The sequence below is a fragment of the Gaetbulibacter jejuensis genome (assembly GCF_039524015.1).
In the GTDB taxonomy this organism is placed as follows: domain Bacteria; phylum Bacteroidota; class Bacteroidia; order Flavobacteriales; family Flavobacteriaceae; genus Gaetbulibacter_B; species Gaetbulibacter_B jejuensis.
The window spans coordinates 211,228-232,092 of record NZ_BAAAGF010000003.1 but is presented as its reverse complement, the minus strand read 5'-3'; the positions used below and the strand labels follow the sequence as shown (position 1 = coordinate 232,092).

General features: G+C 32.2%; 15 protein-coding genes. 4 read left to right on the top strand and 11 right to left on the bottom strand.

The window, feature by feature from the left end; genetic code table 11:
- The first annotated feature begins 2 nt into the window (after nucleotides 1-2).
- On the top strand, nucleotides 3-2,687 hold the full coding sequence (locus ABD011_RS10645; RefSeq protein ID WP_343798144.1) for a DNA gyrase/topoisomerase IV subunit A: 2,685 nt from the start codon (nucleotides 3-5) through the stop codon (nucleotides 2,685-2,687).
- Between the two features lie 24 nt (nucleotides 2,688-2,711).
- Here the strand turns inward: ABD011_RS10645 and ABD011_RS10640 are convergent, their stop codons facing one another.
- The 3 genes from ABD011_RS10640 to ABD011_RS10630 form a co-directional block, all read right to left on the bottom strand.
- Complete coding sequence (locus ABD011_RS10640; RefSeq protein WP_343798142.1) at nucleotides 2,712-3,503, bottom strand: TerC family protein; 792 nt, start codon at nucleotides 3,501-3,503, stop codon at nucleotides 2,712-2,714.
- A 3-nt stretch (nucleotides 3,504-3,506) separates the two neighbouring features.
- The gene (locus tag ABD011_RS10635; RefSeq protein ID WP_129760132.1) at nucleotides 3,507-3,893 is read right to left on the bottom strand and encodes a hypothetical protein; all 387 of its coding nucleotides are present in this window, start codon (nucleotides 3,891-3,893) and stop codon (nucleotides 3,507-3,509) included.
- A gap of 80 nt (nucleotides 3,894-3,973) precedes the next feature.
- Nucleotides 3,974-4,348 (bottom strand): helix-turn-helix domain-containing protein, encoded by a 375-nt coding sequence (locus ABD011_RS10630; RefSeq protein ID WP_134199017.1) that lies wholly within the window; start codon nucleotides 4,346-4,348, stop codon nucleotides 3,974-3,976.
- Between the two features lie 303 nt (nucleotides 4,349-4,651).
- Here ABD011_RS10630 and ABD011_RS10625 point away from each other — a divergent pair, with 303 nt between their 5' ends.
- On the top strand, nucleotides 4,652-5,794 hold the full coding sequence (locus ABD011_RS10625) for a M14 family zinc carboxypeptidase (RefSeq protein WP_343798138.1): 1,143 nt from the start codon (nucleotides 4,652-4,654) through the stop codon (nucleotides 5,792-5,794).
- 73 nt (nucleotides 5,795-5,867) lie between these two features.
- Nucleotides 5,868-6,347 carry an Lrp/AsnC family transcriptional regulator gene (locus ABD011_RS10620; protein ID WP_131506780.1) on the top strand — a complete coding sequence of 160 codons (480 nt, stop codon included), beginning with the start codon at nucleotides 5,868-5,870 and terminating at the stop codon, nucleotides 6,345-6,347.
- 53 nt (nucleotides 6,348-6,400) lie between these two features.
- Here ABD011_RS10620 and aroB read toward each other — a convergent pair whose 3' ends face one another.
- Nucleotides 6,401-7,468: a 3-dehydroquinate synthase gene (aroB, locus tag ABD011_RS10615; RefSeq protein ID WP_129760128.1), complete on the bottom strand. Its 1,068-nt coding sequence runs from the start codon at nucleotides 7,466-7,468 to the stop codon at nucleotides 6,401-6,403.
- Nucleotides 7,469-7,529: 61 nt separating this feature from the next.
- Here aroB and ABD011_RS10610 point away from each other — a divergent pair, with 61 nt between their 5' ends.
- Nucleotides 7,530-8,738, top strand: a complete 1,209-nt coding sequence (locus ABD011_RS10610; RefSeq protein ID WP_370450269.1) for a proline dehydrogenase family protein — start codon at nucleotides 7,530-7,532, stop codon at nucleotides 8,736-8,738.
- Nucleotides 8,739-8,771: 33 nt separating this feature from the next.
- Here ABD011_RS10610 and ABD011_RS10605 read toward each other — a convergent pair whose 3' ends face one another.
- The 7 genes from ABD011_RS10605 to ABD011_RS10575 form a co-directional block, all read right to left on the bottom strand.
- Nucleotides 8,772-11,117: a GumC family protein gene (locus tag ABD011_RS10605; RefSeq protein ID WP_343798135.1), complete on the bottom strand. Its 2,346-nt coding sequence runs from the start codon at nucleotides 11,115-11,117 to the stop codon at nucleotides 8,772-8,774.
- A gap of 16 nt (nucleotides 11,118-11,133) precedes the next feature.
- Entirely contained in the window at nucleotides 11,134-11,907 is a 774-nt protein-coding gene (locus ABD011_RS10600; RefSeq protein ID WP_262732757.1) for a polysaccharide biosynthesis/export family protein, read from the bottom strand.
- A 23-nt stretch (nucleotides 11,908-11,930) separates the two neighbouring features.
- Nucleotides 11,931-13,679, bottom strand: a complete 1,749-nt coding sequence (locus tag ABD011_RS10595; protein WP_343798133.1) for a polysaccharide biosynthesis protein — start codon at nucleotides 13,677-13,679, stop codon at nucleotides 11,931-11,933.
- A 149-nt stretch (nucleotides 13,680-13,828) separates the two neighbouring features.
- A complete protein-coding gene (locus ABD011_RS10590; protein ID WP_343798131.1) occupies nucleotides 13,829-14,947 on the bottom strand; it encodes a DegT/DnrJ/EryC1/StrS family aminotransferase in 1,119 nt (372 codons plus the stop codon).
- Between the two features lie 209 nt (nucleotides 14,948-15,156).
- Nucleotides 15,157-15,939 (bottom strand): 4'-phosphopantetheinyl transferase family protein, encoded by a 783-nt coding sequence (locus ABD011_RS10585; RefSeq protein WP_343798129.1) that lies wholly within the window; start codon nucleotides 15,937-15,939, stop codon nucleotides 15,157-15,159.
- Nucleotides 15,932-19,918, bottom strand: a complete 3,987-nt coding sequence (locus tag ABD011_RS10580; protein WP_343798127.1) for a non-ribosomal peptide synthetase — start codon at nucleotides 19,916-19,918, stop codon at nucleotides 15,932-15,934. The genes ABD011_RS10585 and ABD011_RS10580 overlap by 8 nt, the downstream gene beginning before the upstream one ends.
- A gap of 77 nt (nucleotides 19,919-19,995) precedes the next feature.
- On the bottom strand, nucleotides 19,996-20,862 hold the full coding sequence (locus ABD011_RS10575) for a cupin-like domain-containing protein (RefSeq protein ID WP_343798125.1): 867 nt from the start codon (nucleotides 20,860-20,862) through the stop codon (nucleotides 19,996-19,998).
- Nucleotides 20,863-20,865 lie beyond the last annotated feature (3 nt).

Genomic DNA, 20,865 nt, shown 5'->3' with positions numbered 1-20,865 from the left:
TAATGAGCGAAGAAAAAGACGATTTGTTGAATGAACATGACGATAACCAGGAAACAATTACCAGAGTTACTGGTATGTATAAAGACTGGTTTTTGGATTACGCATCGTATGTAATTCTAGAACGTGCTGTACCAGCAATTGAAGATGGTTTTAAACCAGTTCAACGACGTATTATGCACTCTATGAAAGACTTAGATGATGGTCGTTATAACAAAGTAGCTAATATAGTTGGTCATACTATGCAGTACCATCCTCATGGAGATGCAAGTATTGCTGATGCCATGGTACAAATTGGTCAAAAAGATTTACTCATTGATACCCAAGGAAACTGGGGAAATATTCTTACAGGAGATAGTGCTGCAGCATCGCGTTATATTGAAGCACGCTTATCTAAATTTGCTTTAGATGTGGTGTATAACCCAAAAATTACTGAGTGGCAAGCTAGTTATGACGGTCGTCGTAAAGAGCCTGTAAACCTTCCTGTGATGTTTCCGTTATTATTAGCTCAAGGTGGAGAAGGTATTGCAGTTGGACTGTCAACTAAAATTTTACCTCACAACTTTATTGAGTTAATCGATGCTTCTGTTAAACACTTAAAAGGAAAGCGCTTTACAATATATCCAGATTTCCCTACTGCAGGAATCGCTGATTTTACTAACTATAATGATGGAAACAGAGGAGGTAAAGTTCGTGTTAGAGCAAAAATTTCTCAGTTAGATAAAAATACTTTGGTAATTACCGAAATTCCTTTTGGTACTAACACCTCTTCATTAATTGATTCTATCCTTAAGGCGAATGAAAAAGGAAAAATCAAGATTAAAAAGATTGAAGACAATACTGCAGCAGAAGTAGAAATACTTGTGCATTTACCTAACGGAATTTCGCCTGATAAAACCATTGATGCACTTTATGCGTTTACCAATTGCGAGACCTCAATTTCGCCATTAGGTTGTGTTATTGAAGATAACAAACCCTTATTTATTGGTGTCTCTGAAATGTTACGTCGTTCTACAGACAATACTGTTCAGCTTTTAAAAAGTGAATTAGAAATAAAGCTAGGAGAGTTTGAAGAGCAGTGGCATTTTGCATCTTTAGAGCGTATTTTCATTGAAAACAGAATTTATCGTGATATTGAAGAAGAAGAAACTTGGGAAGGTGTTATAAAAGCTATAGATAAAGGACTTCAGCCACATATTAAACATCTAAAACGCGCAATTACTGAAGACGATATTGTTAGATTAACTGAAATACGAATTAAGCGTATTTCAAAATTTGATATTGAAAAAGCACAACAAAAAATAGATGCTCTTGAAGAACAAATCGCCGAAGTAAAACACCATTTAGATAACCTTATCGACTATGCTATTGCTTATTTTGAGCGATTGAAAAAAGACTATGGCGAAGGTAAGGAGCGAATGACCGAAATTCGTGTGTTTGATGATGTTGATGCTACAAAAGTTGTAATTAGAAACACAAAACTTTATGTGAATAGAGAGGAAGGTTTTGTAGGTACTTCGCTTAAAAGAGATGAGTATGTGTGCGATTGTAGTGATATTGATGACATTATAGTATTTACACGAGAAGGCAAAATGATGGTTACCAAAGTGGATTCAAAAACATTTATTGGTAAAGACATTATTCACGTAGCTGTATTTAAGAAAAAGGACAAGCGTACCATCTATAATATGATTTATAGAGATGGAAAAGGAGGTCCAACGTATGTAAAACGTTTTGCCGTAACTTCAATAACTCGAGATAGAGAGTACGATTTAACTAATGGCTCGAAGAGCTCTTTAGTGTATTATTTCTCTGCTAATCCTAATGGCGAAGCAGAAGTGGTAACTGTTTTGTTACGTCAAGTAGGTAGCATCAAAAAGCTAAAATGGGATTTGGATTTTGCCGATGTACTTATAAAAGGTCGAGCTTCTAAAGGAAATTTAGTTACTAAATACTCTGTAAAACGCATTGAGCTTAAAGAAAAAGGAGTTTCAACTTTAAAACCAAGGAAAATCTGGTTTGATGATACTGTACAACGATTAAATGTTGATGGTAGAGGAGAGCTGGTTGGTGAGTTTAGAGGAGAAGATCGTATTTTAATCATAACTCAATCTGGTATAGTAAAGACTATTATTCCTGAAATTACCACGCATTTTGATGACGATATGATTGTCATGGAAAAATGGGTGCCTAAAAAGCCTATTTCAGCTATATATTATAATGGCGAAAAAGAGTTGTACTATGTCAAGCGCTTTTTAATTGAGAATGAAGGAAAGGAAGAAGTTTTTATCTCGGAACATCCTGAGTCTCGTTTAGAAATTGTTTCAACCGATTGGAAACCTGTTGCTGAAATTGAATTTACCAAAGAAAGAGGTAAAGACCGTAAACCTAATTTAGAAATTAATCTTGAAGAGTTTATTGCTATTAAAGGAATTACAGCTTTAGGGAATCAACTAACAAAAGACAAAGTAAACCAAGTAAGCTTACTTGAGCCATTGCCTTATGAAGCTCCAGAGGAAGTGCCTGCTGATGATATAGAGGTTGTTGACGAAACTGAAGTTAGTAATGATGACAATGCTCCTAAAGCATCAAGCGACAATAAGCCAGAGTCGAATTCATCAAACAGTTCAACTAATAATGACGACAACAATTTTGAAACTGATGAAGAAGGACAAATTACACTGTTTTAAGCTTTAATTAGCTAAGAACAAAATTTATTTGTTCTTGTTTTTTGTAACTCTGTAATTTAAAAATTCTACAAACAGTGAAAATGCTATAGCAAAGTACAAATATCCTTTTGGTATAGCTCCAACAGTTTGTCCAAAAACAGAAGTGTGAGATAAATGCGCAGCTTCAGTAATAAGCATAAAACCAATAAGTATTAGAAACGCTAATCCTAATATTTGCATACTTGGATGTGTGTCTATAAATTTTCTAATTGGGTTTGCAAAACCTATCATAATTATTATTGAAATAACTACAGCAATAATCATAAGTACTAAAGCGTAATTATGGTTTGGGTGTAAACCATTGGTCATTCCTACAGCAGTTAAAATAGAGTCTACCGAAAAGATAAAGTCAATAATTAAAATTTGAGTAATGGCTTGCGATAACGAGGTGATTTTTTTGTGTTTTACATTATTTTCGTCATGGCTTGGAGTTTCAACTTTTTCTCTAATTTCAGAAGTACTTTTATAGATAAGAAAAAGTCCACCAACAAATAAAATAATAGCTTGCCAACTAATACCAACATGTAGCCAAGAGTTATCTATCGTATAAAAAGGCTCTTTAAGTCCAATTAAAAAGGAAACGAAAAACAACAAAATAATACGTTGTAACATGGCTAGTAGTAAACCAATGTTTGTGGCTTTGCTACGTTGGTGTTCAGGTAGCTTGTTGGCAGCAATAGATATGAAAACGATATTGTCTATTCCTAAGATGATTTCAAGGAATGTCAATGTTAACAATGCCATTATAGCATCTGGTGTAAGTAAAAACTCTAACATTTTTTAATCGATTTTAGTGGCAACTCCTTTTTCAACACGGTTAGATCTATTTTGCTCTTTTACAGCATAGGTGTATTCAAACGTATATGAATTGTCAGTTGTATTTAGAATTTTCATGTGTATAGCTTTTGCTTCTTGTGTAGACTTAGGGTGTAGTTTTTTTAAAATAAACTCGCAGTCGTTTATCCATCGTACAGAAGACGAATCAGCTTTTCCTTCAATGAAATCAATACTATAATCTTCCGTTCTGGTAAATTTTGCAGTTTTCTCTACACCATTGTCGAGATAAGAAAATTCAAAAGTTCCTGTTTTGTAATCACTACAATTACGTTCAGTTTGAAAACAGCTCGAAAACAAGGCTAAAAAGCAAATACAAATAAGTAGTCTCATAAAAGTTAATTGTAATACAAAATTACGAAAAGAAACCTACCAATTTATTTGTTGCTATTATAAAAAGAATGTGAGTAAAACTATTTAACAAAATCTTCAAAAGTACCATCGTCATAAAATATCACAATTCTATTTATTTTCTTTTCAGATGAATTTGAAGTAGGAGAAGGTGATTGGGTTATTGTTTCAATAGTTTTAATTTCGGGTTGAACAATTTTTTGCTTTTCGGTAGCAGGAAATTCTCCCTTACCATTCATTAACCAATACAATTCAACTTCGGGATAGGAGTGTAGCACTTTCAAAACAAAATCTAAACTAGGCTTATTTCGTCCTGAAAGTATATGCGAAATACTAGAGCGTTGCACACCAATTTTTTCTGCAAAAGACGATGCGCTTTCACCATAAAAATCGATGACTTTTTGTAGTCGGATAATGAATTCTTCGTTGTTTATCATTGTAAACATACAAATTTAAGATTTGGTGTTACAAATGTAACAAATAATATGATATGCAGATTATTATTGTTTCATATTTAATAATTTTATATATATTTTCACTTTAAGTAAAATATATTAAATATCTGATAAATAATATTTTAAATAAATAAATACGCAATTGTTAAAAATTGGATATTTAAATGAAGTGTTCCCAGTTTAAAAATTAAATTTTCTGTTTACAAGTGTATTTATTCCATCATTTTTTTGTGTTTACAATTGTAAATTTACAATTGTATACCTTTGTAGCATTAAAGAAAATCTATGGATATTGAATTGATTAAAAACGCCTATAGTTTTAGTAAGGAAAAGTCATTGCATCATCGATATATTTGTAATGATCATATTGTTTCTTTACTTAATAATTTACCATCAAATTTTAGAGTTGATGTCATTGGAGAATCGGTTAATGGAGAAGATATTTTTTCTGTTACTGTTGGTAAAGGTGATAAACGTTTATTGTTATGGTCGCAAATGCACGGTAATGAAAGCACAACTACCAAAGCGCTTTTTGATGTGTTTAACTTCCTTACATCTAATAATAGTTACGCTAAGGCTATTTTAAATAACTGTACTTTAAAAATCATTCCAATACTTAATCCTGATGGTGCTAGAGCATATACACGAGTTAATGCAAATGAGGTTGACCTAAATAGAGATGCTCAAAACCTTACTCAGCCAGAAAGTTTAGTTCTTAAAACGTGTTTTGAAGACTTTAAACCAGACTATTGCTATAATTTACATGGTCAGCGTACAATTTTTAGTGCAGGAAAGTCCAATAACTCAGCCATAGTATCTTTTTTGTCTCCAGCGCAAGATGAAGCTCGTAGTCTTTCTAAAAATAGAAAAATAGCTATGGAAGTGGTTTCGGTTATGAATAATGCATTGCAACAAGTTATACCTAATAAAGTTGGTATTTATGATGATGCGTTTAATATAAATTGTGTAGGAGACACGTTTCAGCATAAAGGTGTGCCTACTATTTTGTTTGAAGCTGGACATTTTCCAAATGATTATGCTAGAGAAGAAACTAGAGCGCTTATCTTTAATTCGCTATTAACATCTTTCAATTATATTGCAAATAATAATGTTGAAGGAGAAGGTTATGAGTCTTATTTTGATATTCCAGCAAATGAGAAGCTGTTTTTTGATATTATTATCAGAAATGCAGATGTAAATGGTGAAATTTTGGACATTGCGATTCAATATGAAGAGCGATTGAAAGAAAATTCCATCATTTTTGTGCCGAAAATTCAAAAAATTTCAAAATTGGAAAACTTTTATGCTCACAGGGAAATAAACGCCAACAATAGCAAGGTTTTAGGTGCTAAAAATGGTACTCTAAAAGAGGAAAGCGAAAACGATTTCGTTTTCATAAATAATCAAAAAACTTCATTATATCTTTAAAAAAATCACTTTTCCTTGTATTATCTTCAATAAAAATCTACTATTTTTGCTTTAAATTTAAAGAAAATTAAAAATGGCAAAATTCAAATTAGACGATATAGATCACCAAATTCTAGATATGTTGATCGATAATACAAGAGTTCCTTTTACAGATATTGCAAAAAAATTAGTTATTTCTGCAGGTACTGTACATGTGAGAGTGAAAAAAATGGAGGAAGCTGGTATTATTCAAGGTTCGTCTTTGACACTCGACTATAAAAAGTTGGGATATTCTTTTATAGCTTATGTTGGTATATTTTTACAAAACACCTCTCAAACTAAGTTTGTTTTAGAGCGTATTAATGAAATACCTTTTGTTACTGTAGCTCATATTACTACAGGAAAATTCAATATTTTCTGTAAAATTAGAGCAAGAAATACTGATCATGCTAAAGATGTCATTTTTAAACTAGACGATATTGAAGGTGTTTATAGAACTGAAACTATGATATCTCTTGAGGAAAGCATTAACGATAAAAAACGTTTAATGCACACTATTTTTAATGATATGTAACCATCACTAACTAATAAACATAACAAGAAGCCCTTTGCTCTAGAGTAAAGGGTTTATTTTTTGTAGTATTCAAAGGCTTCAATTATAAGCTCGTTGTCCACTAAACAATCAATTTTTGGTGTTCCTATGGCTTCTAGTAGCACAAAATTGATGTTTCCGTGTTCGTTTTTCTTATCGTGTTTTAAGAGCTCAATTATCTCAGGGTAATCATTATCATCAAAATCTACTTGAGCAAATACATTTAAAATTACTTTTTTCACTTCTTCCAAATCTGCTTCAGGGAAATTGAATAGTCTTGACGAGATATAAGTTTCTAAAATCATACCAATAGCTATAGCTTCACCATGAAGTAAATCGGTTTTATTCGGATTACTTAAAAAGTAAGACTCTATAGCATGACCAAGTGTGTGACCATAATTAAGTGTTTTTCTGACGCTATTTTCAAAAGGATCTTTAGTAACTATAGTGTTTTTTATAATAACAGATTCGTGGATAAGTGCATCTAAATCGTCAAGGTTGAGTTTTGATAAGTCGGTCATTTTATCCCAATAATTTCTATCGTAGATTAAACCATGCTTTAGCATTTCGGCTAACCCTGATTTTAAATGACTTTGTGGTAAAGTAGAAAGAAAGTTAGTGTCAATTAATACCATATCACCAGAGTCAATAACTCCTATTTGATTTTTTAAGCTCCCTAAGTCAACTCCAGTTTTTCCTCCCACAGAGGCATCTACCATAGCTAAAAGGGAAGTAGGAATGTTTATGTATTTAATCCCACGTTTAAAGGTACAAGCAACAAAACCACCTAAATCGGTTACGACACCTCCACCAAGGTTAAGTATTAAGCTTTTTCGGTCTCCACCAAGCTCAGAAAGCGCATTCCAAACACCAACGCAAGTCTCAATGGTTTTATGGGTTTCTCCAGGTTCAATTTCAATAATTTCAATAGCAACATCAGTTTCTAGACGCGATAAAAACTCAGGTAAGCAATTTGTATTCGTGTTAGAATCGGTAATTATAAAAATTTTAGAAAACCTATTAGAAGCCAAATACTCATTAATGGCAGTGTAACAGTTTGAATTAAAATGAATTGTGCTGTCTTTGGTTGTAATGGAGTTCATAAAATGCATCTATACTTTAAATAGGGTATGAAAATAAGTAGATTTTGATTAAAAATAGAAGATGAATAAATATATTTGCTATTATTTTGTTCAGATAATGATAGATAAAAATTTATTTGAAAACACTGAGGTTGCTTTTCAGTTAAAAAGTGACTCAGAGTTAGAGCGTGCTTATTTTTTGTTTAAAATGATTTCTCACGAGCCATTAGTGAGAATAGGAACTGCGGCTACAAACTTTGCGCTAAAAGCACATTTACCTGTTGAAGGTTTAATTAGGTCAACTGTTTTTGATCACTTTTGTGGTGGTGTAAGTGAAGATGATTGTCTTAATGTGATTGATAAGATGTATGAAAAGGGAGTGTGTTCGGTTTTAGATTATTCGGTAGAAGGAAAAGAAGTTGAATCACATTTTGATGATGCTATGGAGAAAACCTTGAAGATTATAAGGTTTTCAGATGAAAAGGATGCGATGCCTATTGCTGTATTTAAGCCTACTGGTTTTGGTAGATTTCACTTATATCAGAAAAAAGGCGAAGGAAAAGCGTTTACTAGTGAGGAGCAAGATGAGTGGAATAGAGTAGTGGAACGATTTCATGCTGTATGTAAATTGGCAAAAGAACGCGATGTTGAATTGCTTGTTGATGCTGAAGAGAGTTGGATGCAAGATGCAGCTGATGATCTAATTGAAGAAATGATGTCTATTTACAATAAAGAAAAACCTATTGTTTACAATACACTGCAAACGTATCGTTGGGATAGATTAGATTATTTAAAGAATTTACACACTAGAGCTAAAGAAAAAGGGTTTACAATAGGTGTGAAAATTGTTAGAGGTGCATATATGGAGAAAGAACGTGAGCGTGCTGAAAAGAAAGGTTACGAATCTCCTATCTGTGAAAATAAGCTAGCTACTGACAATTGTTTTAATGATACGCTTACTTATGCTTTAGAGCATTTAAAGGATATTTCGGTTTTTATAGGTACTCATAATGAATACAGTTGTTATCTAGCTATGGACTTGATGGAGCAGCTTAAAATAGAGAAAGAAGATAACAGAGTGTGGTTTGGTCAACTTTATGGAATGAGTGATCATATTAGTTTTAATCTGGCTGATAATGGCTATAATGTTGCAAAATATGTCCCATTTGGACCAGTTAAAGATGTAATGCCATATTTGATAAGAAGAGCAGAAGAGAATACATCTGTTGCAGGACAAACGAGTAGGGAACTTAGTTTATTAAAAACAGAAAAGAAGAGAAGAAAGTTATAAAAAAACTCCAATCAATCGATTGGAGTTTTTTGTTTATTTAAACTGATACCATTTTTTCTTTCTGTTTGGGTTGTTGCCATAACCGTATCCATAACCTCTTTTGTGTAATGTGCCATTAAGTAAAACAGCCATATTAGGTAAACGTTTTTCAGTGTACATGGTTTGAGCAATGTGTAATTGACGTTTGTCAATGTTATTTGCACTAACAACATAAATAAACATATCTGCAAACTTGCTAATCAATAAAGTATCAGTGACTAAACCTACTGCAGCTGTGTCTACAATAATATAATCATATTTTTTCTTTACGGTATCAAATAAGTGCTTTAGTCTGTCGCTCATTAATAATTCAGCAGGATTTGGAGGGATAGCTCCAGAAGGAATGACATCAAGAAAAGGGTTGTCTTTTACTTTTATAGTAACATCTTCAACTTTGAGTGACTTGTCGGAAATATAATTGGTTAATCCTACGTCGCCTTTAATGTTTAAATAGTCATTAACTCTAGGTACTCTAATATCAGTTTCAACAATTAGGGTTTTCTTTTCTGAAAAAGAAAAAGACGAAGCTAAGTTTATTGAAGTATGTGATTTCCCTTCTTGACTAGTGGTTGATGTTACAAAAATAGTCTTACACTCAGTTTCAATGTCTTGAAGTAAAAAATGAGCATTTGTTCTTATTATTCTAAATGCTTCAGCTTTAGGAGAGTAATCTATTTTTTTGATTAGTTTTGATTTAGTGTTTGATTTTGGAATATCACCAATAAAAGGAGCGCTTACTGCTTTTAAAACATCATCTTTATCTTGTATCGTATTGTTAAGTAGATCTCTAGTGTAGATTACAGAAAAAGGAACTAGAAGGCCTAATAAGATAGCTGCTAGATAAATTACTTTTGGTTTTGGAGATATTGGACTATCAAGAGTATATGCATAATCTATAATTTTAGCATTAGGTGAAGACATGCCAAGAGTAATAGCTGTTTCTTCACGTTTTTCTAGCAAGTATAGGTATAACGACTCTTTAATGTCTTGCTGGCGTTTAATATCTCTAAATTGTCGTTCTTTACCTGGAGCAGAGTATATTTGCCCACGTATTCTTGAATCCTCTTGATTAAGGTTATCTAAAGTTATCTTATTGGCAGACCTGATGTTGCTTAAACTTTGTTGAAGATTAGCTTTAAGTGCCATAATCTCATTGTTTAAGTTGATAACAACAGGGTTTTTTTCACTTGAATTTTTTAGAATTCTATTTCTCTTCAATACAAGCTCATTGTGAATTTTTGTTATTTGAGAAACATCACTATCAGCAATTCCTACATCAGGAGGTAGTAAATCAGAATTGCTATTGTTTTCTGATAGGTGATCGCTCATGTAATCAATAAGCTGTATTTGGTTTGAAGTGTTGATTATTTTTTCTTCGTTAATTTTTTCGCTTTCCAGAAAGATATTTGCTTGAGAGGATAAAGCTGTTAGCCTATTGTTTTTTTGAAGGTTTTCAGCAGTGAAATCTACTTGTTCGAGCTCGTTGGATACTACGTTTAGTCTGTTGTTAATGAAGTCAGAAGTTGCTTTTACAATTTGTTCTTTATCATTGATAACATCTTCATTGTATTTTTCGATAAGCTTGTTAAGGATTAATCGAGCTTTTTCTTTGTTTGCTTCTGTTAAAGATAGTTTTACTACATTAGAGGTTGGGTCAGAAGCAAGTTTGATTTTTCCAAGATAAGATTCAACAACGCTATGCACTGGTCTTATGTGTATTTCAACTAAAGAACCAGGAGTAGAGCCGTAAGTGTTTGTATTGGGTGTTAGAATAAAATCACCAAAACTACTGGTTACTTTTTCTCCAAAGTTGTGGCTAGTAGTAACACCACTATCAAACTCTAAAACTTTCATAGTGTTAGTGGTTGACATTTCAAATTTTTCTGAAGAAATTATCTTTATGTAAAGATTTGTGTTTATGTGGTTTATAATAGAGTCTTCAACAAAAAAATTAATATTTACAGGAGGGTTTAGGTAGACTTCCTCTTCTTTGACTTTACCACTTACATAATAACTTATGTTTAGGTTTAAATCTTGTACTACTTGAGAAATAATAGATCTAGATTTAATAATTTCAATTTCGTCTGTAACATTAGTAAAGTTGTTTGAAAACAAACCATAATTTTGAAGACTTGAAATTTCTGATAATTTTTGAGAATTCTCATCTTCCTTTATTTTTATAGTGGCATTTGCTTGGTATTCAAACGTACTGTATCTAACTTTTACGTAAGCAATACCAACTGCTATAATTAAGCAAAGTAAAATAAACTTCCACTTAGCTAAATATAGCTCAACTGCTTTTATGATGCTTTCTTTTGTGTTTTGAGTGTTTTGTGGCATTTTTGAAAGGTTAGTTCTAACGAATTAATATAGCAGCTATAGTTGCTAAGGTTGAAATTGCTGAGATAATTACAGCTGTGTTTGGGTTGTAAGTAGATGATTTTACTTTAGCATCATTAGGTTCAACATATATCACATCGTTTTGAGCAAGGTAGTATAAAGGAGAGCTAGTTATGCTAATTGATGTTAAATCTAGTTTCGCAAAACGTTTTTCACCATTTACTTCTCGTATTAAAAAAATGTTATTCCTTTTTCCTGTATTAGTTAAATCACCTGCTAAACCAAGAGCTTCAGGGATAGATACTCTCTCATCTTGTATTGTATATGTTCCAGGTCTGTTAACATCTCCTATAACAGTTATTGTAAAATTCACCAACCTAATGTTTACTATTGGGTCTTTAACATATTCAGAGAGTTTCTCTTTCATCATTTCTGTTGCTTGCTCTCTAGTTAGTCCGCCAATTTTTATTGTTCCTAAAGTAGGAAATTGAATGTTGCCACTATTATCAACTAGGTATGTTCTCATTGTGAGTGTACCCTGAACAGTTAACGCGCTTTCACTATAGCTAACAGCAGGCAGGTTAAATGGTTTTACAACTTCTGGATCTAATGCTGCTACATCTATTGTTAATAAATCGTTTGGTTGATAAGTTATATCAACAATGTTGCTTAAAGTGGAAGATTCAATAGCTGGTTCGTCTTGAAAATATACATACTCTTTTCTTGAAGCACAAGAAGATAGTGTTATTAACATTAAGACAGCTAGTTTAAAGAGTATTTTGTTATTCATGATAAATTTATTTGTTAGGGATTTTATTTTTTTGAGTCTAAAACTTCAAATTTTGAATTGTTAGAAATGTACTCAGGGATAATTTCTTTTATTAAAGACACTATTTCTAGTGTTTGTGTTTTTGAGTTTATATTGCAAAGATTGAGTATTCTTGACTCTGTATCTTCAGCTATATTTACTTGCTTTGTTTTTGCAATCATTATCTTTTCATGATAGGTTGGTATTGTGTTTTCACCATCAGCGAGCAGTTCTTCAAATATTTTCTCACCAGGTCTAAGTCCGGTTATTTTTATATCAACATCCTCAGGATACTGTAAGCCTGAAAGAATAATCATGTTTTTTGCTAGGTCAAATATTTTGATTGATTTACCCATATCAAACACAAAAATTTCACCTCCATTTCCCATTGTAGCTGCCTCCAAAACTAATTGGCAAGCCTCTGAGATGGTCATAAAATAACGAGTGATTTCTTTATGGGTAACAGTAAGAGGTCCTCCGGCTTCAATTTGTCTTTTAAATAAAGGAATTACTGATCCATTTGAGCCTAAAACGTTGCCAAAACGAGTAGTTATAAATTTTGTTTGACCTTTTCCTTTAAGACAGTTAACATAAAGCTCTGCAATGCGTTTTGATGCACCCATTACATTGGTTGGGTTAACTGCTTTATCGGTAGAAATTAGTACAAATTTTGCTATGCTGTGCCTAACAGCTAAACTAGCAATGTTTTTTGTGCCTCTAATATTTACACTTACAGCTTCGTATGGATTGTTTTCCATTAGAGGAACATGTTTATATGCTGCAGCATGGAAAACAATTTTTGGTTTGTAAACATTAAATAAATATTCCATTCTACCATAATCTCTAACATCAGCCACTATTGCTATGAAGTTTTTGATTCCATTCTGGATAAACTCTTGCTGTAAATCGTACAATGCAGACTCAGCGGAATCTATTAAGATGAGCTTTTTGTAACTGTAATTATTGATTTTCCTAGCAATTTCACTTCCAATAGAGCCAGCAGCTCCTGTTATTAAGATAACTTGATTTTCATATTCGTTATTAAGGCTAGGGTTAATGATGTTTATAGGCTCTCTACCTAATAAATCTTCAATTTTAACGTCTTTAATTTGTCCAACACTCAAGTCTCCATCAATCCATTGTTGAACAGGAGGAACAATTTTAACTTTAAGACCTAATTCGAATAATTGAGCTGTAATTTGTAATAAGCGAGTAGAGTCAACACTTTGAATAGAGATGATAACTTCTTCAATGTTGTTTTTTTCTATGAAATTCTTGGTTATTTTATCTAGACCATAAACAATTAGTAAGTTTATTTTCTTTCCTATTTTACTAGGATTGTCATCAATAAACCCAACAACTTCATATCCTCTTTTAGGGTCGTTAGAAATAGCATCATATGTTATAAGTCCTGAGTTTCCAGCTCCATAAATAAGTACATTGGTAAAAGTTTTGTAGTCTTGCTGCAAGTTGTTGTAAATGGACTTAATGACTAATTTAGAGCCTACTAGCAATAATATGTTAAGTAGTAGGTGTATATATATAATTGTTCCAGAAATGTTGAAAGTACTATCAAAATTAAATTTTCTACTGAAAAAAGTAGATATAATTAATATAGTAGCTAATATGTTAACACCAATTATTATATTGATAACATCTTTATATCCTGTAAATCTAACTACTCCTTTGTGGGACCCAACAGCCAAAAAACTAATTAAAGCAGCTAATACAACAAAAGGCAGTTGTTTAAGCATTAATGTGAGGTTAAAAACGAGGCTGAAATTAAATCTAATTAAGTAAGCAATAAAAAAAGTGAAAACTACAATACATAAATCAAAGATGAGCACCAACCATTTTGATGCATATCTGTTTGAAATTTTATGTAAAAGTTCCATTAACATATTCAAAAATAGGCTTTTATTGTTGAAATTACTCTATTTAGTTCATTGTCAGTTAAATTTGAACCACTTGGTAAGCATAAACCACGTTCAAATAATCCATCAGAAATCCCATTAAGATATTTAGGAGTATCTTTAAATACAGGTTGTTGGTGCATTGGTTTCCATAATGGACGTGTTTCAATGTTTTCTTTTTCTAGCTTAAGCCTAATGTTTTCTCTTGTTTTAAAATCGGGTGTTAATATGCAACTTAACCATCTATTTGAAAAACAATCTTCAGGTTCATCTAAAAACTCAATAGCATCAATTTTATTTAATTGGTTGTAGTAAAACTCAAAGTTTTGTCTTCTTTTAATTACATACTGGTCTAAAACAGTCATTTGACCACGACCAACACCTGCTAAAACATTAGACATTCTGTAATTATATCCTATGTTTGAATGTAGATATGAAGGGTCTTTATCACGAGCTTGGGTAGCTAAAAAAACAGCTTTGTCTTTTATGTTATTATCTTTTGTTACAAGAGCTCCACCTCCAGAAGTGGTAATTATCTTATTTCCGTTAAAGGATAGAATAGAGATATTAGCTAAAGTTCCACATTTTTTGTTTTTGTAAACACTGCCTAAAGCTTCTGCGCTGTCTTCGATTACTGGTATATTGTAAGTATTAGCAATACTGTTTATTTTGTCAGCTTTATAAGGCATTCCGTATAGGTGTACAGCAATAATGGCTTTTGGTTTTTTACCTTTCTTAATTCTGTCTTTTATAGCAATTTCAAGTAATTCAGGACACATGTTCCAAGTGTCTTTCTCACTGTCAATAAAAATTGGTTGAGCGCCTTGATAAATTATTGGGTTTGCAGATGCAGCAAAAGTAAAACTTTGGCATATAACTTCATCACCAGAGGAAACTCCTAGTAAAACAAGAGCTAAGTGTATTGCGGCAGTTCCAGAGCTTAATGCAGCTACGTAACTATTGCTTTTAAGGTAACTTTCTAAATCAGATTCAAAACCGGATACATTAGGACCTAAAGGAGCAATCCAATTTGATGCAAAGGCTTCACTGATAAAAGATTGCTCTTTACCAGACATATGAGGAGAGGAAAGCCAAATTTTAGGATTCATAGGTTAATGTTTGAGTATTAAAACTAATGCTTATAATATTTTTTCTAGGGCTCAAGTTAAAAATAGCTTAATTGTATTAAACTATTTATTGTATTTCTTGTTAAATATCATTCAAATAGAGAGGACTAAACAAATAAACACGATAAAAAACAATTTTTTACGTTGATGAAAGGTAATTGTTGAGTAAAGTGTTTAGTTTGTTGTGTTAATCATTGATAATCAGTTTTGTTGTTAGGATTTAGTAATTCTTTTAAAGATGAAGGAAGACTAAAAATGATTAATACATCATCATCTTTTTTTTTATTGCAAAAAGCGACAGATGCAATGTAGTTTTCATTTAACGCAAAGCTTAACACTTTTAAATTTTTAAACTTATTTAAAGAGTTAAGGTTTGTAGTATGTCTTCCATCAATTGAAGGGATTTGACTTAAGTTGTCATTAATTCCTTGTCCAGAAAATTTTGCAATAGCCTCTTTTCTTGTCCAGTATTTGTAAAATGTATCTATTTGATTTTTAGAGTTTAAAACATGTTTTGTTTCAGCTTCACTATAAGAGTGGTTTGTTATTTCAAGAAAATCGAATTCATTATTTTTATATTCTAAATCAACTCCAACATTAGAATTGCTTATAGCTATAATAGCACTGTCTTCACTATGGGAAAGGTTGAAATTTATAGAGTTATTAGAAACTAAATAAGGTTTTTGGTTAATATCTTTTTTAAGTTTTATATCCAAAATATCTTGCTCTGTGTACTGAGCTAGTATAATTTTTAATATGCTTCGGCAAATTATAAACCTGTTTTTGTCTTTTTCGAAATGATAACGTTCAGCTCTGCTTGTTTCGGTTTCGTCTAGAACCGCTTTAAGAGTTGTGATGTCTTTATAATAGTTGGGTATATCAATATGAAATAAAAATAAACCGGATTTATCAATTGGTTTAACTTTATAACTTTGATTCAATACTTTAACAGTTTCACAATGCACATTAGTCATAATGCTCTAAGTTATAGTTGTCTAAAACATTTTGAAGTTTATTGGCAAAGTCCTTAACGTGTGGTTTTTCAAACATATCTACATGATTACCTGTGACCATTTGTTTTCTAATACCCTTGAGAGCCAATTTTTTCCAGCCCAAATATTTATGATCATGTACTAAATTTACCTCTTCAGAAGCTCTAAAAAGATCTATAACAATGTCTTGTGGAGTAATTGTATACTTACTAGTTGCTTTATTGTGGTAATCAAGGAGTTTTATGGGTACATTAAACTGCATTTCATATTGTTTAGCTCTTCCATGTCGTAATCTAAGATAATAGCCTTTAAATAACAGCTTGAGTAACTCATAACGCCTTACAAAATTCTTCTTGCTGCTAAACATGTTTAGTATTAAATACCCTACTTTTCCTATAACATAAAGTATGGAGATTGCTTTTTTTATTATAGGACTTTTATAGTAATATTGAGGAAACACATAGGTGTCAAACTGAGCAAGAATGGTGACTTTTTTTCCTTGAGCTCTTAATTGTCTTGCCATTTCATAGGCAACTATTCCACCATAAGAAAAACCTGCTAGCGCATAAGGACCTTTTGGGTTTGATGCTACAATTTCTTTAATATAATCAGCAGCCATTTGATCAATAGAATCATGAGGTTCATCAATGCCATTTAAGCCTCTAGATTGAAGTCCATAAACGGGTTGGTCTTTATCCATAAATTGCGCCAATGCATCAAAAATTAATACTTGGTGGTTTGCGCCATGTACAATGTATAAAGGTGGTTTTGTTCCAGTTGGTTTTAATGTAACTAAAGAGTCCCAAGTAAAGAATTCTGTATCCATGTAAGTTGAAAAAGTCCTGATTGTTGGATTTTTGAGTAAACCTACCAAAGGAATACGTTTACCTGTTTCTTTTTCAAGTTTAGCCATTACCTTTACACCAATTATTGAATGTCCACCAATTTCAAAGAAATCGCTATCTATATCAATATTATCTAGCCCAAGTACTTCTTCCCAAATTCCGGCAACGATTTTTTCAGAAGTTGTTGAAGCAGTTGTGTGGTTTTTGGTGACTGATTTGCTTGGTAGTTGTTCCAACAAAGCTTTTCGATCAATTTTCCCATTTAGTGTTTTAGGGAATTCTTTAACTAGATTAAAACGTTGCGGAATCATGTGTTTTGGAAGATATTCTTTTAGTGCATTTTTCCATTCGGAAATTTGATGCATATCCTCATTAGTATAATCTGATGCGATTAAATTAGCAATTAATTGATCGTCATTTAAAATCACAACAGAGGATTGTACGCTATTTAAACTATCCAAAGCTTGCTCAATTTCTCCTAATTCAATACGTTGACCTCTAATCTTTACCTGATGATCTAATCTGCCTAAACACTGTACTTTTCCATTTGGAAGCAAGCGTGCTAAATCGCCTGTTTTATAAAGTTTTGAACCCGAATCGTTACTAAATGGGTTCGGTATAAATTTTTCAGAAGTCAATTCTGGTCGTTTCCAATACCCTTTAGTAACACCATCGCCAGCAATACATAGTTCACCTGTATTTCCTGGCGGAACAATTTTTCCGTGTTCGTTAACTATATACAGTTGGGTGTTATTCATAGGAAATCCAATAGTAATCAAATCATCAGACTCTTTAATTTCGGTAAAAGCTGACCAAATAGTTGTTTCTGTTGGCCCATATAAGTTCCAGAGTTCATCAACTAAAGGAAGCATCTTTTTAGCAAGAGCTATAGGTAAAGCTTCTCCAGTACTTATAATTCGCATTGGTAAATGCTCATTCCACCCAGAGTCTAATAACATCTGCCAAGTTGCAGGTGTAGCTTGCATAATGGAGATATTCTCGTTCTTCATTACATCTAGCAACATTCTTGTGTCTTTAGCTGTTTCTTCACTGGTCAATATTAGTGTAGAGCCTTTTAAAAGAGGTGCAAATATCTCTGCCATGGCGATATCAAATAATATGGTTGTAATGGAAAGAAATTTATCAGACTCTTTAAGTCCAGGTTGCTTTAAGAAACTGTATAAAAGATTGACTAAGTTTTTATGTGTTACCTCAACACCTTTAGGTTTTCCTGTTGATCCTGAGGTATATAGTATGTAAGCTGTTGTTGAGTTGTCAATTTTTAGGTTTAAAGGCGTTTGAGGGGAATTGTAACTATTTGTAAATAATTGATTTAAAAACAATGGCTTCGAGTTTGTGTTTAAAGTTGAAGCTAATGTTTCAGTAGTAATAACATATTTTGCCTCAGCATCTTCAAGCATAAACTCAATTCTTTTTTTAGGGTAACTTGGGTCTAAGGGTAGGTAAGTGGCACCACATTCCATAATTCCCATTAAAATTGAAATCAGTTTTATGGATCTTGGCATTAAAACAGCAATACGATCATTATGTTCAATACCTATGTTTTGAAGATAATGGGCTAATTGATGGGCTTGTTTTTCTAAGTCTTTGTATGAAATTTGATCATTCTCAAATTTCAAAGCTACTTTATTTGGTGAAATTTTAGCTTGTTTAGCTAATAATTCATGTAATGGTAAATTAGGATAAGTTGAAGCTGTATCATTCAACATGCTATAGGCTGATTGATCAAACTCAATAATATTCCCTAATTGAATGTTTGGGTTTTCAATTATTTTTTTTAGAATTTTTTCAAAAGTGAGCATCATGCCTTCAATAGTTGATGCTTTAAATAATGTTGTATTATATGACCATTCTAAAACAAAACTATCTTCTGATCCACTTGCATTCAGAAAAATTTCAAAAGTTTCAAAAGCTCTTGGGTTGCTTAGCAATTTAAAGGTTAAGCCTTCAAAATTAACATTACTATCCATACCCATATCAATATTGAAAACAACAGGGATTAAAGGTACTCTCGAAGGGTCTCTTTGAATTTTCAACTCTTGAAGTAATTCTCCAAAGCTTAATTGTTGATGATCATATGCATCAAAAACAGCTAGTTTGCGCGCCTTTAAATAATCACTGAAAGACTGTTCAGCGTTTATTTGACTTCTTAAAGGAAGTAAATTTACACAATGTCCTATTAAATGTTGTTGACCTGTGGCTGCTTGTCCTGCAGAGGGTAACCCAATAACAATATCGTCTTGTCCTGTTTGTACGTAGAGTAGTACTTCAAAAGCTGCCATTAACGCAGTTACAAAACTACAACCAGACTTAACACCAACTTTCTTAAAACTAGCAACTAATTCCCTGTTCATGTGAAAGTCAAGACGTGCACTGTTGTGAGTTCTTAGTTCTGGTCTTGGATAATCAATAGGTAAGTTTAACTGCGGAACAGATTGTTTGTATTGATCTAACCAAAATTGTACTGTTTTCTTGTGTTCAATACTGTCAGTATACGATGTTAACTCATCGGCAAAAACACTAAAACTATCAGCTTCAGGAAGTGCATGTGCTGTTTTATTGATTTGAGCAGAATATAATATGCCTAATTCATATAAAATAGTACCTAATGACCAACCATCACAAATAATGTGGTGTCCAGTTATGACAAGATGATGCTCAGTAGCCTTTGTTTTTAGTAATCCCATTTTTAGTAATGGACCATTAACCAAATCAAAAACATAGTTGGCTTCAGCTTTCAGGTAATTTGATATTGATGATTTTTGTTCTAATTCAGTTTGATTTGAAATATCTAAATACTCTAGTTTGAACGGTTCATATTCTAGAATACTCATAAAACGACCATTAGCACTAAATATAGATCTAATTGCTTCATGTCGTTGTATCAATTGTTGAATAGCAGTATCTAAAGCTTTATAATGCAATTGACCATTAAAAACTAGAGAGATAGACTCATTATAAGCTCTATTGGCGTCGTCACCACCAAGAGTGCAAGAAATCCAGATTTCAGCTTGTGGCTGAGTAATAGGTACTACCTTTTCAATTTGAGGTCCTTTAAATGGATTAAAACTGATTATGTTTTTTGAAGAGTTCATCAAATTAATTCGAAAAATAAGATGAATATAATAATTTAAAAAGTTAGAATGGTTTAATTATCAGTGATACTGGTTTTTTATTTAATTATGGGCTTTACAACAGAAAGATATACACTAACCATTTTAGCTAGTATTTTATTTCTTTTAGAAACTTTTGTTACAACTTCATTTTTAAATCTTTTCCAATTAGAATTGTTTAAAGAATCTAAAGCCACTGAAAGTGTAATGCTTAATGAGTGTGCTGTATGCCACCAGCCATTAGGGATAAACAAGGTTTCTCCAGGACCAACAGTAAAGGTGATAGGTGTAATGTTTTTACATAGAGGAAATTTATCTAAATCTATGTTTTTAATGTCTGGTACTTCAGAAACCCATGGGTCATTGGGTTTAGGGTAAACATATTCAGTTTGTTCAGGAGGGATTACCGTAAATTCTTTTACACCATATAGTTGAGTGATAAAAGCGTGTAATCCCATATAATCATAATGTACATATGGGAATTGACCTCCAGGACTTCCAAGAAAAACCTCATAAGTATCAGCGCTACCAAGAAGAGGTTCTATAAGTTTGTTGTGACACCAATCTGGTTCTGAAAATTTAAACCTAGGGGAAATATCTGGTAAAAGCTCTGGGTAGTCCCTATCTAGTTGTAGCTTGCATGGATAAGGTGCTGGATTTTCAATTGAAGACTTTTCCATTAAATCAATAAAATCTTTCAAAAGATAGTCTTTACCTTCAACTGTAACCTTTCGGTCTCCGTATTCAGATTTAAAGAAATCTGGTGTAAATTTATCTTTTGCTTTCCAGTCTTTACAGGCATCACCTATTACAACAGGCTTACACGCAAAAAGATGGTCTTTGGCAAATTCTTCGTAGGTCATGCCATATTTCTTCTCTACTACAAGATTTCCATTGTTTACTAACTCAATAACTTTTGTCGCCATAAT